The sequence below is a fragment of the Baekduia sp. genome, from assembly GCF_035318805.1.
GTDB lineage: Bacteria > Actinomycetota > Thermoleophilia > Solirubrobacterales > Solirubrobacteraceae > Baekduia.
The window spans coordinates 75,390-90,361 of record NZ_DATHDY010000097.1; the positions used below are offsets into that span (position 1 = coordinate 75,390).

Genomic DNA, 14,972 nt, shown 5'->3' on the forward strand with positions numbered 1-14,972 from the left:
ACGTCTACTCGCGCCAAGACGGCCGCACACGGGTCACGGCGTAGCCCGGAGCGATCAGGGCGACCAGCGAAGCACCGGCCACGACTGCCATGGCCATCGCGGCCGTCCCGAGCTGTATCCCTTCGGCCACCGGGAAGCCGGTGACCACCTGAATGCCGCGGGTGCAGAGCACCTGGCCGAGCAGCCCGAGCGCGCCACCGGCGACCGTCCCGGTGACGAACAGCACCGCGGTCTCGACGAGCAGCGCACGCCAGAGCAGACCTGTGCCGAGGCCGTGCACCTTCAACGAGGCGACCAGCGGACGGTGCTGCCACAGGAGGCCCGTCATGGTGGCGCTCATGGCCAGCACGGCCGCCAGCAGCGTGAGCTGCGCGATCTGTTGCAGGCGCTTCAGACCGCTGAGCCCCGCAGTCGCTTGCCGGTCGGCTCGCTGCGTGGCGCTTTCCACGCGGAGCGCTGACCTCGGACCGAGTGCGCGGGCCACCTGCCGGCCCGCCTCGGCTGCGCTCGTGCCGGACGCGGGACGCACGTGGTAGGCGGCAGCGGCGGTGGCTCCCCATGCGTGCGCGAAGTCTGACGCGTTCATCAGCAGCGCCCCGGCGGACCACCCGAGGTTCGTGGTGATCGCCGCCACACGGAGCTGCGCCGGCCTCGGGGTCGCCAGGGTGAAGCGCTCCCCCACGTGAAGCCCGAGGTCGTCGGCGAGCGCGCGGGAAACCGTCACCCAGCCGCCCGAGCGGATTCGTTGCGTCGCCTGCTGCTGATCTCCGTTCAGCACCTGGTGCGGTGGGATCGGGACCTGTGCGTCGCCGGGGACGCCGATGATCCATGCGCGCCGATCGCCGATGTCAAGGAGTCCGGCCCGGTAGAGCGCCACGCTGCCGACTGCGGGAAGCTGCGCGAGGGTGGACGCCGCGCTCGGCGGGAAGGACGTCGTGCCGTAGACGTCCCCTGCCCCGCGCGGGGCGACCCAGATCGGAGATGCCGCGGCGAGCCCGCGGACGTCGTCGGTCAGCCCCGCCGCGAGGTTGGTCCGTGCGCCTTCGAGTGCTGTCGCGCCGAACACGGCCACCGCGCCGGTGGCGACGATCGCCAGGGCTCGGGCGCGCCAGCGCCGCGCGCGCAGCTGCTGCAGCGCGAGCTCGACCGCGGCGAGCGAGCGTCCCCGTCGATTGCACCACTCCAGTCCCGCGACCGTACCGGCGAGGATCATCGGCAGGGACAAGACCAAGGCGGCCGCGAGCAGGACGAGCCCCACCACTGCGGCTCCCGGCGCGGCGACGGTGATCGCGATGGCCGCCGCCAGGCAGACGACTGCGAGGATCGGCAGCGGGCCGCTCAACCGCGATCGGTCGCTCGCGGGCTCAGGGGCAGGAGCGGGCCGCGAGTGGAAGGGCCGGCGGGTGACGACGATGTCTCGCACCGGCGCGAGCACGCCGAAGGCTGCGGCGAGAAGGCCTCCGGCGCCGGCGATGGCGATGCTCTGCCACGTGACGACCCGCTGATCGCCGATCGGGAACGCGCCGGAGAGGAAGCTGACGTCCGACGAGAAGCCCTGGCGCGAGACCAGCTCACCGACCGCGAGCCCGAGTGCCGTGCCGACGACCCCGACGACGGCCGCGTCGACCAACAGCGTCGCGAGCGTCGAGGCCGGCGGATACCCCTGGTCTCGCTGCTGGATCGCCAGCTTGCGCCGGTCTGCCGCGGTGACGAGCAGCGCGCAGACGGCGAACAGGAAGCCGACCAGTGCGCTGAGCACCGAGAAGATCGCTGATGCCTGGCTCGTCGGCTTGGCGGCCTGATCGAACAGCTTCGTCTCGTAGTCGGCGGGACGCACGTCGATGCGGCCGGCGGCGAGCCGCTCGAGCCCTCGTCGCACCGAGGCGATCTGCCCGGGCTCCGCCTCGACGAGAATTCGCGTGACCATGTGGCCCGAGCGGGCCAGCTGCTGGAGGTAGGCCAGAGGTGCCAGGGCCATCGACGTGTTCACCAGCGATCCGATCTGATCGCGACCGGCAACGACGGCGGGTTGGGTGATCGTCCGTCCGGCCAGCTGCAGGCGGACGTCGTCTCCGACGCTGACGCCGATCGCGCGGGCCGTCGGGGACGGGAGGACGATCGTCTGCTGCTCGGCGGCGTCCTTGCTCGTGAAGCCTTTGAGCAGGCTCCCACGAAGTCGCACGATCCGTGGATCCGCACCGAACAGCGTGACGGCTCGCTGGCCGCGAGGACCGACGACGTTGCCCGGCAGCTGCAGGACGGGCGCGGCGCGCCGGACGCCGGGCAAGGCCGTCACCTCGTCGTACATCTGGTCCGGGAATCCCGTCGAACCGCGAGACAGCAGTTGCAACTGGCTGTGGCCGACGAGGCCGTCGTTCATCGCACCGACCGGTCCCGAGAGCGAGGTCGAGGCGACTTGCGTCGCGTACAGGAGCGCGACGCCTGCGGCGATCCCGAGCACCGCAAGGAGCTCCTGGATCCACCGCCGCCGAAGGCGCACGCGGTACAGCGCGAGTGCGCTCGTCAGACGAAGCCGACCCGGCCTCGCCGGCGCCAGGCCCCAGCGCGTCAGGCCCACGGAGCCGGTGCGGCGTCGGGGCCGGAGTCGTGAAGGACTCCGTCCTGAAGGGTGTAGACCGTGTCGGCGTAGGCCACCGCGTGCTCGTCGTGAGTGACCAGCACCGTCGCCATCGCGCGCGAGTGCGTAGCCTCCTGCAGCAGCGCGAGGACCTCGCGGCTACGACGGCTGTCCAGGCTGCCGGTCGGTTCGTCGGCGAGAAGGACCCGGGGGTTCAGCGAGAGGGCGCGAGCGATCATGACTCGCTGTCGCTCGCCCATGGACAGGGTCTCGGCGCGGTGCTCGAGGCGGTGACCGAGACCCAGCTCCTCGAGCAAGGGCACGACGCTTCGGCGGGCGCGGCGCCAGCTGCCCGCGGTGACGACGACCTTGGTGGCGGCGTTGTCGAGCGCCGTGGCTCCGTCGAGGAGATCGGACTCCTGGTTGATCCAGCCGAGCACGTGCATGCGGTAGTGGGCGGCCGCCTTGCCGGAGAGGCCGCTCACCGCCTCGCCTTCCACGTACACCGCGCCGCTGTCAGGCGTCTCGATGCCGGCGCCGATCCGCAGGATGGTGCTCTTGCCCGAGCCCGACGGTCCATACAGCGCCACCATCTCGCCGGCCTCGACAGCGAGCGACAGTCCGTCCACCGCCCGCACGACCTCCGTGCCGGTGCGGTAGTGCTTCTGCACGTCGCGGAACTCGAGCAAGGGTGCGCTGTCCATTCTGTCCTCGGGGCGCGGCGCGCCGTGGACGGCTATGAGCCGCTGGCGTTCCGGAACGGCACGACCGTCCCCATCGACCGAGCGGGCGGTCCGTCGAGGCGACCCGCCTCAAGCGACCAGATCCGATCGGCGCCCTGCAGCTCGGTCAGCTCGGCGGCCGTCATCAAGACCGCGACGCCCTCGGCCGCGATGGAACGCAGCAAGCTGATGATCTTGGAACGACGAGCACCGCCGAGGCCGGCGACGGGGTCGTCGACCACGACCAGCTTGGGGCCGCGGACGATCGCCTGCGCGATCGCCACAAGCCCCCGCTCTCCATCCGAGAGCTCCGACCACGGCTCCGCGGCGGCCTCCGCAGCACCGACCCGGTCGAGCGCAAGCTGCGTGCGCTCGATCGCCGCCCGCCACGAGAAGCTGTTGAGCATGGTCGACGCGATCCAGGCCTCGACGGCCATGCTCTCCAACTCAGGGCCGCGCCGCGTCGCGAAGCCGATCTGACCATGCACCATGCCCCTGCGGTCCGGCTGCCGGCTGTCGTGTCCGTCGAACGTCACCCGTCCCTCGTCGGGTGCCAACACGCCCGCCGCGATCTTCGCAAGCGTCGTCTTGCCGGCGCTCCGATCGGCCCAGACACCGCCGAACTCGCCGGCGTCGAGCTCGAACGAGACATCACGCAGGACCTGGACCCGTCGGCGCCCACGCCAGTAGGAGACGCTCACCGCCTCGAGCTTCAGAAGCGCCGTCATCGAACTTCGACCTCGGCCGGATCGCCTTCGCCCGTCGCCGTCAGCGCCCGGCGCAGGTCGCGCAGGAGCCGTGAGCGCGCGGCCACCGCGCTTATCTCGATCGAGGCCAGCATGGCGGCCGAGATCGCCTCCCACGACGCGCCGCCGGCGACCAGCTCCTCGAGCTCGGGCGGTTCAAGCTCTCCGAGACGGGCCAGGCAGGCCCGCTCGGCCGCGGCCACGGTGTCGAGCAAGAACGGCACGTCCGTCCGCCGAGCGGTGCCGAGGCGGAGCCACAGCTCGGCGAACGTCTCGGGTGAGCGTTGCAGCCACTCCTCGAAACGGCGCTCGCCCTCGGGTGTCGCGGCGAACCGCCTCCGGCTGGGGCCGTCGGGCTCGCGGTCGAGAGCTGAGTCCTGAGGCTCGATCAGGTGGTCTTCGCTGAGCGCGCGGAGCGCCTTGTAGATGGCTCGCCGTGCGGGAACGACGGCGTCATCCAGCGGCCAGCGGCCGAGCTGCTCGACGAGGGCGTAGCCGTACGTCGGCCGTCGCGCCACCAAGCCCAACACCGCATATCGCGTTGCGTCCGACAACCGCCCTCCTCCATTAGAAACGAGAGCATATCCATGGCCGTGAACGTTGTGTTACACCTCGCCGTGACCCGGCCCTGCCAGTTGGCAGGGCCGGTTCCGGTTCATCGCCGACGCGGCGGGCACGGCACGAGCGCATCCACGGCGCGCCGTGACGAATCCGCGAAGCGCAGGATCGCGCGGAAGCGAAATCCGTCTCGCGGGCAGGAGTCCGGCAGCGGGATGCCGCCGGGGTGGTAGGCGATACGGCGACCCCGACTCGACCTGTAGTACGTGATCGACGGGCGGCCGACCGTGAGCTGCATGGTCGACAACGCGACGGGGGCTTCGAACGGCGGACGCGGGATCGGCGGGACCAGGATCGCGAGCCCCAGGCCGAACGACGGCGGCGGCACGTACAAGTACCCGGCATAGGTCAGCTGCATCCGGACGGGGTTGAACGTGTCGGCGGTGACGAGCAGTCCGGGCTTGCCGGCGACCGGAGCGCCTGCGTGCAACGCGATCACCGCAGCGCCGGCGAACCACTCGTCGTCGGTCAGCAGCAGCCTGGCGGTCGCCGTCGCCCGCCCGGTTCCCATCAGCGAATTGGCCGGGCACCCGGGGTGGCGGGAGGGAGCCATGACGCGCTTGATCTCAGCCTCGGTGCTGCTACACGACGCTGCGCCCAGCCGGCTGTCGCTCAAGCTCAGGCGGGCAGGAGTGAGCATGCGGAACTCCGTGAGCGCCGGCAGGTCCGGATCCAGCCGAAGGTCGAGACTGATCGCCGTCTCCTCGCCCAGGCGGACGCCGCGCGAGAACTCGACCGAGAAGCGGGCGGGCTCGACGGAGGCGGCCGCCGAGGACGATGCGACGCAGAGCGCCGCGAGGCAGGCAACGAACGCGCGAAGAGCCGTCAACGTCTGTTCCCTGATCAGTAGCTGAAGGAGCCGGTGGCGTCGATCGTCGCGGCCCACGTGGATCGGTTGACGACGCCGGTGAAGGTGCCGGACCCGTGGGCGTCGGCGTAACGACCGCTTCCACCGGCGATCCTCGCCGTCCCGTCGAACTTCGTCCGCAGCTCGATCGAGCGTGCGCGCCCGCTGACGTCGAGACGCAGCTTGCCCTTGCTGGTGCTGATCGTCACCGTCCCGCGCAAGAGCACCGAGTGAGACAGCGTGATCCGTGAACGCACCGAGCCGGCGACGGTGCCGGTCGCGCGGCCCGTGTGCTCGAACACACTGGACCCGGAACGCTTCAGGAGCTTCAGCGCCACATGCTCGTGGATCCTGGTCACGCTCGGCGCACGAGGCGCCGCGGTCGCCGGGTGGGCGCCCAGCGACGGAGTCGTGACCGCCAGGAGCGCTGCACCCGCGACGATTGCTCGGTGATGATCAGCCAGAGTACGCACGCGGCCGGAACGTAACAGGACCGCGGCGGCCGTGTCCATAGTTGGAAACAAGCTCGTTTTCACCGCACTCGGGCAGCGGGCTCCGGTCCACCCTGGCGCCGAGGCGAAGATCCACCCTGGAGCCGATGTGCGGCTGCGATCGCGCTGGGAGCATCGCCGCATGACCGAATCGCACGTGGTGACCGTTCGCGGTCTGAGCAAGAGCTATGGGTTGCGCCGGGTCGTCGACGACCTGGACCTCGACGTGGAGGCCGGCGAGGTGCTCGGCCTGATCGGCGCCAACGGCGCGGGCAAGACCACGACGGTGGAGTGCATCCAGGGGCTGCGGCGGCCCGACGCGGGCACGCTGCGGGTCTTCGGGCTCGACCCCGTCACGCAGGCCGAGCAGCTGCGCCCGCTGATCGGCAGCCAGCTGCAGGAGTCGGCGCTGCCCGACCGGCTGCGCGCCGGCGAGGCGGTCACGCTCTTCGCCGGCCGCGACGGACGCGACGGTGAGCGTCTGCTCGAGCAGTTCGGCCTGAGCGAGCGGCGGCGAACCGCGTTCGCATCGCTCAGCGGTGGTGAGCGACAACGGCTGTTCCTCGTCCTGGCGCTGCTGGGCCGGCCCCGACTCGTGATCCTCGACGAGCTCACGCAGGGACTCGACCCGGCCGCGCGTCGCGATGCTTGGGCCGCCGTCGACCAGCTGCGCCGGGACGGGACCACCGTGCTGCTGGTGACCCACGAGCTCGACGAGGCGGAGGTCCTCTGCGACCGTGTGGTCGCCATGCGCGCGGGCCGGATCCTCGACGCCGGCCGGCCCGAGGAGCTGGTCGATCGCCACGGGCGTCGCGCGACGATGCGGTGGGCGGCGCGGTCGGCCGACGGATCCGCCACGCTGCTGGACGAGCTGCGCCGCCTGCCCGGCGTGGCCGACGTCGCCGTCACCGAGCGCCACGTCGAGGTCCGCGGCGACCGCGCGGCGATCGCCCACGTCGGCGCCGCGCTGGTACGGGCCGAGGCGATCCCCGACGACCTCACCGTGCGCGTCCCGAGCCTCGAGGACGCGCTGCTGGAGCTGCTCGACGGGACCGCGGAGCACCTCTCACCACCCGCAGCCGAGCGCGAGCTCGTCGGAGCGGCGCGATGAGCGCCCAGGCGGGTCGTCTGCTGCGGACCGAGCTGAAGTTGATGCTGCGCGATCCGCTGGTGCTGACGTTCGTGTTCGTCTTCCCGGTCGTGACGATGCTGATCATCGGCGGGTCGTTCGGCACCGACCCCGACCCGGAGTTCGACGGCGCCAACCCCTCGCACTGGTACGTCGCGTCGTACCTTACGGTCGTGATCGCCGCCACCGGCCTCGTCATGATGCCCGTGCATCTCGCCTCCTACCGCGAGCGCGGCGTGCTGCGCCGCTTCGCCGCCGCAGGCTTTCCACGCTGGTCGTTCGCGGCCGCGCAGCTCGCGGTCGGGCTCGTCGCGATCGCCGCCGCCTCCGTGATCCTGCTCGCCGTCGCCGCACCCGTCTACGGCGTGCCCGCCATGCACCTCCCCGGGCGCACGATCGCGGGACTGCTGCTCGGCGCGATCGCGTTCGTCAGCATCGGCATCGTGCTCGGAACGCTGCTGCCGTCGGCCCGCTCCGCCCAGGCGGTGGGACTGATGCTGTTCTTCCCGTCCTTCCTGCTCGGCGCGGGCGGACCGCCACCGCAGGTCATGGGCGCCGCCCTGCGCTCCATCGCGCAGTTCCTGCCGCTCACCATCGTCACCGACGCCGTGCGCGAGCCGTGGCTCGGCGTGGGCACGCCGACCGGCTCGCTGTTCACCGTCGCGGGCCTGGCCGTCGCCGCGACGCTGCTGGCGGGACGGCGCTGCGCCCTGTGATGACCGCCGGTCGGCGCGGGCTCATCGAGGGCGCCCTGCGCCGGGCGAACGTGCTCGGCCTGGTGGCGCTGTCGCTGTTCGTCGCGATCGGCCTGGCCAGAAGGCTGCCCGAGGCTCCCGGCGTGGCCCTCGCGGCGGCGGCGACGGCGCTCACCGGCGGGCTGCTGATCGACCGCCTCGACACGCGCTTCCTGCTGCCCAGCGCCGTGCTCGGCACCGTCGGGGTGGCCGTGCTCGGCGACAACCGCGCCTCCTACGTCAGCTGGTTCGCCGTCTGCGTCTTCGCCGCGTGGTGCGTCCTGGGCGGTCGCGGCTGGGAGGGCCTGGCCTACTGGGCGGGCAGCCTCGCCCTCTTCGCCGCCGAGTGGCTCGTCGCCGAGGAGTCCGACCCCGGATGGGCTGCCTGGATGGCCGGCACGACGTTCACGGTCTGCGCCGCGGCCCTCGTCCGGCACGAGATCGGCCTCGTCAAGCAGCTGCGCGAGGCACAGGCCGGGCTGGCCGAGCGAACGCGGGCGCAGGAGCGCAACCGGATCGCCCGCGACCTCCACGACGTCATCGCCCACACGCTGACCGTCTCGCTGCTGCACGTGACGAGCGCCCGGCTCGCCGTCGAGCACGAGCCTGAGGACGCCGCGCGGTCACTGGCCGAGGCCGAGCGCCTGGGCCGCCAGAGCCTCGACGAGGTGCGAAGCATCGTCGGCCTGATGGGCACGCCCGCCGACGACGGGACGGCCGCGCCGGTCCACGGGATCGGCGAGGTGACCGACCTCGTCGACGGGTTCCGTCGCGCCGGCGCGGACGTCACGCTGACGATCGCCGGAGACCTCGGGCTCCTGCCGGCGACCACGGGGTCGGTGGTCTACCGGATCCTCCAGGAGGCGCTGACCAACGCCGCCAAGCACGCGGCGGGCCGCCGCACCGTCGTCCGCCTCGCCACGGCGCCGGAGCGTGTCGAGCTGGTCGTCGACACCGCCGGCGCCCCCGGCGCGGTCACCGGCGTCGGCCGCGGCACGCCCGGCATGCGCGAGCGCGCGGCCGCCCTCGGCGGTCACTGCACCGCCGGACCATGCGACGTCGGCTGGCGCGTCCACGCCTGGCTGCCGCTCGGGCCTGCGCCGGAGGTGGCGGCGACGTGATCCGCGTCCTGCTCGTCGATGACCAGGAGCTCGTCCGCGCCGGGCTGCGGGGCATCCTGCGCGCCGCCTTCGGGTTCGAGATCGTCGGCGAGTGCGCCGATGGCGACGACGCGGTCGCCGCCGTCCGATCGACGCGTCCCGACGTCGTGCTCATGGACGTACGCATGCCCCGCGTCGACGGCGTCGTCGCGACGCAGCGGCTGACCGGCGAGCACGACGCGCCGCCCGTGCTCGCCCTGACGACGTTCGACGACGACGACGCGCTGGCCGGCATGCTGCGCGCGGGCGCGGCGGGCTTCGTTCTCAAGGGCATCGCCGCGGACGAGCTCCAGCGCGCCGTCCGCGTGGTCGCCCAGGGCGGCGCGTGGCTGGACCCGATCGTGACCGGCCGCGTCCTGGCGGTCTACCGCACGACGCGGTCGCCGGCTCCCCGCCGCGACGGCGCGGCGGCCGCGCTGACCTCCCGCGAGCGAGAGGTGCTCGCCCTGATCGGCCGCGGTGCCACCAACGACGAGATCGCCCGGCTGCTCGTCGTCAGCCCGCTCACCGTCAAGACCCACGTCAACCACATCTTCTCCAAGCTCGACCTGCGCAACCGGGCAGCAGCGATCGTCTTCGCGTTCGACCACGGAATCACCGAGCAGTCCGCGGACTGACTGCATCGCCTCACCGTGCCGAAGGCCAGACCCGCCCCGGCGGGCGAACACCTGCGGATGCCGGCCGTCGGATCTACCGTCGGTTGCGACACAAGGAGACGTCATGTTGCAGAACGCGAAGGACGCGGCATTCGATGTCCATCCCGATCCGGACGAGTTCCTCCGGGCCGCCATGGACTGGCATTTCAGCCCGACCACGGGGTCGCCGTTCTGGTTGGAGCGAGCCAAGTCGTTGGACTTCGATCCGCGCACCGACATCAAGGGCTTCGAGGACCTGACGCTGTTTCCGAACGTCACCAACGAGCTGCGCGACGTCCGCGCGGAGGATCTGATCCCGCAGGGCTACGGACCACATCCGGAGGTCCTCGGGGTGTTCGAGAGCGGCGGAACCACCGGCGCCCCGAAGCGGATCGTGATGCTGCGTGAGTGGTGGGACCGCATGCTCGCCTGGCAGATCGCCCACCTGGACGCACGCGGAGAGCTGAGGGGCCGCGACTGGCTCTTCCTGATCCCGAGCGGGCCGCACATGGCCGGCGAGATGATGAAGCGCCAGGCGGCCGCCCTCGGCGGCCTGAGCTTCACGATCGACATGGATCCACGCTGGGTGAAGAAGCTGATCGCCGCGGGCAAGGCGGACGAGGCCGACGCCTACGCCGAGCACCTGATCGACCAGGCGGCCTTCGTGCTGCAGTCCCAGGACATCGGCGTCCTGATGTCGACGCCGCCGCTGCTGGAGCGGCTGGCGCGCCGCGACGACCTCGTCGAGCTGGTTCGCCAGAAGGTGCAGACGATCGAATGGGGCGGCGCGCACATGGACGCCGACACCCGGCAGCTGTACCGCACCGAGGTCTTTCCCGGGCTGACGCTCCACGGGGGCTACGGAAGCACGATGGTGCTCGGCGGGGCACCCGAGCGGCCGGATCTCACCGATGACGAGCCGTGCATCTTCGACCCGTTCTCGCCGTACATCACGTTCTCGGTCGTCGATCCGGAGACCGGGCGCGCGGTCGCCTACGGCGAGCGCGGCCAGGTGGTGATGAACCACGTCAGCCGGTCGTTCCTGCTGCCCAACAACCTCGAACGCGACATGGCCACCCGGATCCGGCCGCCCGAGGGCCAGGTCGGCGACTCGGTCGCCGACGTGACGCCGGTCCACCGGTTCGACGACGAGGCCGTGATCGAGGGGGTGTACTGATGGCCGCGACCGCTGAGCGGCTCGCCTTGGACGCCCTCGGCCCCGCCGGCGCCTATCACGCGCATGAGCGGCAGACGATCACCGACGTCGCCGGCAACCCGCTGGCCGACCTGAGCCTGGTGCCGAGGCTGTTCGTCACCCGCGCCATGGCGGCCCTTCACAAGGCCGACACCCTGCCGGTCGACGACCGCCTGGCCGCACTGGCCCGCGCCGGCGAGGCCCACGCCACGGAGACCGTCGCCGGCGTGTCGGCCGCCGACCACCAGCTCATGGTCAGCCGCGCCGCGGGCATGCCGATCTCGGTGGTGCGCTCGGCCGGCGAGGCCATCGCCCGCAGCGCCGCCCAGGCCTACCGCAGCGTGCAGCAGGCCCGGCCCGTCGGGGCCGTCAACCACTGGCGGGATCCCTTCACCCGCACCGGCCGGGGGGTGTGGACCAGGCGGGGCGACGTCTTCGCGGTGCACGCGCCAGGCAACCATCCAGGCGTTCACGGCCTGTGGCTGGAGGCGCTGGCGCTGGGCTACCGGGTCGCCGTCCGCCCCTCCCGGCGCGATCCGTTCACCCCGCATCGGCTGATCTCCGCGCTGCGCGCGGCCGGGTTCGGCGACGACCAGGTGATGCTCCTGCCGACCGGCTACGACGCCGCCGACGCGATCCTGCGCGAAGCCGACCTCGCGATGGCCTACGGCGGCGAGGACGTCATGCGCAAGTACGCGGCCATGTCGAAGATGCTGCCGCAGGGGCCCGGACGCTCGAAGATCCTGGTGACCGCCGACGTCGATTGGCGCGAGCACCTCGACGTGATCGTCGACTCGATCAGCCACGAGGGCGGGCGGGCCTGCGTGAACACGACCGCGGTCTTCGTCGAGGGCGACCCCACCCCGGTCGCGCAGGCGATCGCCGAACGGCTCGCGGCGATCCCCAGCCTCCCGCCGGAGGACGAGCGCGCGGTCCTGCCGGTGCTCCCCGTGGCCGACGCGCGGCCGATCGAGCGGTACCTGCTCGCCACGGCCGAGGGGACCACGCCGTGGCTGGGTGGCGACGGCGTCGTCGACGAGCTGGGCGACGGCAGCGCCGTGCTGCGTCCCGCCGTGCACCAGCTCGACCGGCCCGACGCCGCGCAGGCGGGCGTCGAGCTGGCCTTCCCCTGCGTCTGGGTCGCGCCCTGGACGCCCGAGGCAGGCCTCGAGCCGTTCAAGGAGACCCTGGTGCTCACCGCGATCACCCACGACACGCGCCTCGTGGATGCCCTCGTCGCCGAGCCGACGATCAGCAACGTCTACGTCGGAGACCACCCCACCTACTGGATCGAGCCGGGCATCCCGCACGACGGCTACCTCGCCGAGTTCCTGATGCGCACGAAAGCCGTCATCCGCGACTGAGGCCGAGCACGGCGGTGTGGTCGGCCGCACGCCGTGCCCGCGGCGCCGCCCGCCGCTCAGCCGCCGAACCGGAAGGCCGGCGGCGGACCGCCGCCGCCCCCGCCCTCGCCCCCGCCCCAGGTCAGCTTCGCGCCGAGGTGGCCGGTGCGGATCACGAAGAAGACCGAGGCGATCGCCAGGGCCGCGACCAGCACGCGCAGGCCGAGCATCGCCGGGCTCGCCAGCGCCCGGCGCCGCGCGTACAGCGTCCCGAGCAGCGCGAGCGTGAACAGCACGATCAGGATCCGCAGCGTCTCGCCCGCGGACGCGTGCGCGTCGATGGCCGCGGCCTCGCCGGGGGGCCCGCCGCCGCGGTCTGCCCGGAGGGCCTCGCCCGCGCCGACGGCCAGGATCGTCGCCGCGGTGGCGGCGACCGCGAAGATCCCGACCAGCAGCCCGTGGCGTTCGATCCACGCCGGGCGGGCCATGAGCGCCAGCGCCGCCACGCCGACCAGCGGCACGAGGATGACCGGGATGTGGATGAGCAGCGGGTGCGCGGGCAGCCCGAAGGCGCGGTGGATCTCGACCGGGATCAGCGCGAGCGAGAGCACCGTGAGCCCGAGCAGGATCAGCTCCCACGGCGGCGCGGCGGACGGCCGGCTCGGGATGGACGGAGGCGCAGCGGCGGAGGCGTCGGCGGACATGTCGGCGTATCTACCGGTGCAGACTGGGAGTTCGCCGAGAATCGGCGCACTCACCGCGGCCGTCGGTGGACACTGCGCGGGAAACCTGCAGATCGGCGAGTCCTACCGGATGCCGACGGCCACGGCGAGGACCACGAGCGGCACGGTGACACTCGCGCGCATCCCACCGTCGGCCCGGGCCTCGAGATGCAGGTCGCCGCCGTGGGCGGCGGCGACGGCGGCGACGATCGAGAGGCCGAGGCCCTGGCCGTCGGCGGAGCGGACCCGATGTCCGCCGAGGCGGCGGAACGGCTCGGCCAGGGCGCGTACGTCTCCGGGCGTCAGGTGAGCCCCGCCGTTCTCGACCACGAGCTCGGTGGACTCCTCCCGCTGCGTCGCCCGGATCCGCACCCAGCCGCCGGGCTCGTTGTGGCGGATCGCGTTGTCCATCAGGTTGTCGACCAGCCGGGCGAGCAGCGTCCGGTTGCCGTCGATCGCCGCGTCGCCCACGTCCTGCTCGACGCGGATGCCCCGCTCCGCGATGCCGTCGCCGAGCGAGTCCAGCGCCGCGGCGACGAGCGGCGCCAGCGCCACGCGGTCGCGCTCGTCCACCGTGCCGTGCTGGGCGCGAGCCAGCATGAGGAAGCTCTCGAGCAGCCGCTCGGCCTGGTCGAGGCCCTCGCGCACCTTGTCGCCGAGCGCGGCGACCTGCGGCGGGACCGGCTCCGGCTTGCCGGTGGCGACATCCACCGACGTGCGCATCATCGCCAGCGGCGTACGCAGCTCGTGCGAGGCGTTGGCCACGAACCGTCGCTGGGAGGCGAACGCCTCCTCCAGCCGACCGAGCAGCTCGTCGATCGTGTCGCCGAGGTCCTTCATCTCGTCGCGGGGGCCCTCCATCGCCAGGCGTTCGTGAAGGTTGTGATGGGAGATGCGCCGGGCACTCGCCGTCATGGTCCGCAACGGGCGCAGCGCGCGGCCGGCCATCAGCCAACCGAGGCCGATCGAGAGCACCGACATGATCGCGAGCGCGACGCCCGACTGCGTGAGGAGCTGGCTCAACATGCGCGAGCGCTGGTCGCCCGCTTGGCTCCGCATGGCGTCGAGGTCCGGCAGCGGCGGCGCCGGCTGGTCGCCCGCGCCGGGGAGCTGGTCGAGCTTGACGACGACGAGATGGCCGCTGTTGTGCCGGACCAACACGTACGTGATGGTCAGCACGGCGACGCCGGAGATCAGGAACAGGGCCCCGTACAGCATGGTCAGCCGCAGGCGCAGGGTGCGGTGGGGCAGCGCCGGCACGGCGGCGAGTCGTCTGAGGGCGGCGGCGGTCACGGGGGCATTGTGGGCGATGCGTGCCTCGAGCCTGCCGCACCGCAGGTAACAGCGAGGTAACGGCCCACGTTTGGGCCGCGTTACCGCGCGACTCCTACAACTCGCTCCGTCAGCGAACCCAAGCGACCCATCAGGAGGTCGACGCACATGGAGCACCCCACGAAGGACATCAACAAGGGACACGTGACGTGGCCGGCGCGCCTGCCGGCGGCGCTCGCGCTGCTCGGCGCGACGCTCGCGCTCGGCGCCTGCGGCGGCACCGCGTCCGACGACACGAGCACGGCGGGCTCCGGCGACGGCGGCGCGGCCGCGGCCGCGGCCGCCGGGAGCGGCGGCGGCTCGGCCGCTGAGACGTCGGACCAGGCCGTGAAGTACTCGCAGTGCATGAGAGAGCACGGCATCAAGGAGTTCCCCGACCCGCAGAACGGCCGCCTCACCCTCCGCGCCGGCCCCGGCAGCGGGCTGAACCCGGATTCGCCGGCGTTCAAGGCGGCGGAGAAGGCCTGCCAGTCGCTGGCGCCGGCCGGCGCCCAGAACGCAGGCGGAGGGGCTGGCCAGAACGCCGCCCTGGATTTCGCCAAATGCATGCGCGGCAATGGCGTGCCGAAGTTCCCCGACCCGGAGACCTCCCGCGGCAAGGTGACGATGCGGCTCACGCCCGACTCGGGCGTCGATCCCAACTCGGCGAGCTTCAAGGCGGCCCAGGCCAAGTGCGGCAGCATGATGCCGGGCGGCGCGACGCAGGGGACGGCGCCGTGA

Annotated in this window: 15 protein-coding genes; 7 read left to right on the forward strand and 8 right to left on the reverse strand. The window is 72.5% G+C overall.

The features are described from left to right. Nucleotides 1-4 precede the first annotated feature (4 nt). The 6 genes from VK501_RS20375 to VK501_RS20400 form a co-directional block, all read right to left on the reverse strand. A complete protein-coding gene (locus tag VK501_RS20375) occupies nucleotides 5-2,500 on the reverse strand; it encodes an ABC transporter permease (RefSeq protein WP_324340635.1) in 2,496 nt (831 codons plus the stop codon). A gap of 68 nt (nucleotides 2,501-2,568) precedes the next feature. Further along, nucleotides 2,569-3,282, reverse strand: coding sequence for an ABC transporter ATP-binding protein (locus tag VK501_RS20380; protein WP_324340637.1), 714 nt, complete (start codon nucleotides 3,280-3,282; stop codon nucleotides 2,569-2,571). Nucleotides 3,283-3,314: 32 nt separating this feature from the next. After that, nucleotides 3,315-4,028 (reverse strand): ATP-binding cassette domain-containing protein, encoded by a 714-nt coding sequence (locus tag VK501_RS20385; RefSeq protein ID WP_324340639.1) that lies wholly within the window; start codon nucleotides 4,026-4,028, stop codon nucleotides 3,315-3,317. Then, a complete protein-coding gene (locus tag VK501_RS20390) occupies nucleotides 4,025-4,564 on the reverse strand; it encodes a PadR family transcriptional regulator (RefSeq protein ID WP_324340641.1) in 540 nt (179 codons plus the stop codon). The genes VK501_RS20385 and VK501_RS20390 overlap by 4 nt, the downstream gene beginning before the upstream one ends. Before the next feature lie 137 nt (nucleotides 4,565-4,701). Beyond that, on the reverse strand, nucleotides 4,702-5,493 hold the full coding sequence (locus tag VK501_RS20395) for a hypothetical protein (protein ID WP_324340643.1): 792 nt from the start codon (nucleotides 5,491-5,493) through the stop codon (nucleotides 4,702-4,704). Nucleotides 5,494-5,507: 14 nt separating this feature from the next. Further along, entirely contained in the window at nucleotides 5,508-5,870 is a 363-nt protein-coding gene (locus tag VK501_RS20400) for an autotransporter (RefSeq protein ID WP_324340645.1), read from the reverse strand. Nucleotides 5,871-6,144: 274 nt separating this feature from the next. Between VK501_RS20400 and VK501_RS20405 the strand changes: the two genes are divergently transcribed. From VK501_RS20405 to VK501_RS20430, 6 genes are all read left to right on the forward strand, one after another. Then, complete coding sequence (locus tag VK501_RS20405) at nucleotides 6,145-7,113, forward strand: ABC transporter ATP-binding protein (RefSeq protein ID WP_324340647.1); 969 nt, start codon at nucleotides 6,145-6,147, stop codon at nucleotides 7,111-7,113. After that, entirely contained in the window at nucleotides 7,110-7,847 is a 738-nt protein-coding gene (locus VK501_RS20410; RefSeq protein WP_324340649.1) for an ABC transporter permease, read from the forward strand. The genes VK501_RS20405 and VK501_RS20410 overlap by 4 nt, the downstream gene beginning before the upstream one ends. Further along, entirely contained in the window at nucleotides 7,847-8,986 is a 1,140-nt protein-coding gene (locus VK501_RS20415) for a sensor histidine kinase (protein WP_324340651.1), read from the forward strand. Before VK501_RS20410 ends, VK501_RS20415 begins: the two co-directional genes overlap by 1 nt. Continuing rightward, complete coding sequence (locus VK501_RS20420) at nucleotides 8,983-9,642, forward strand: response regulator transcription factor (protein ID WP_324340653.1); 660 nt, start codon at nucleotides 8,983-8,985, stop codon at nucleotides 9,640-9,642. The genes VK501_RS20415 and VK501_RS20420 overlap by 4 nt, the downstream gene beginning before the upstream one ends. 103 nt (nucleotides 9,643-9,745) lie before the next feature. Beyond that, entirely contained in the window at nucleotides 9,746-10,837 is a 1,092-nt protein-coding gene (locus tag VK501_RS20425; RefSeq protein ID WP_324340655.1) for a hypothetical protein, read from the forward strand. Beyond that, a complete protein-coding gene (locus VK501_RS20430) occupies nucleotides 10,837-12,219 on the forward strand; it encodes an aldehyde dehydrogenase family protein (RefSeq protein ID WP_324340657.1) in 1,383 nt (460 codons plus the stop codon). Before VK501_RS20425 ends, VK501_RS20430 begins: the two co-directional genes overlap by 1 nt. A gap of 56 nt (nucleotides 12,220-12,275) precedes the next feature. Here the strand turns inward: VK501_RS20430 and VK501_RS20435 are convergent, their stop codons facing one another. Further along, nucleotides 12,276-12,902 (reverse strand): DUF2231 domain-containing protein, encoded by a 627-nt coding sequence (locus VK501_RS20435; RefSeq protein WP_324340659.1) that lies wholly within the window; start codon nucleotides 12,900-12,902, stop codon nucleotides 12,276-12,278. 102 nt (nucleotides 12,903-13,004) lie between these two features. Beyond that, complete coding sequence (locus VK501_RS20440; protein ID WP_324340661.1) at nucleotides 13,005-14,213, reverse strand: HAMP domain-containing sensor histidine kinase; 1,209 nt, start codon at nucleotides 14,211-14,213, stop codon at nucleotides 13,005-13,007. A 147-nt stretch (nucleotides 14,214-14,360) separates the two neighbouring features. Between VK501_RS20440 and VK501_RS20445 the strand changes: the two genes are divergently transcribed. After that, complete coding sequence (locus tag VK501_RS20445; protein WP_324340663.1) at nucleotides 14,361-14,972, forward strand: hypothetical protein; 612 nt, start codon at nucleotides 14,361-14,363, stop codon at nucleotides 14,970-14,972.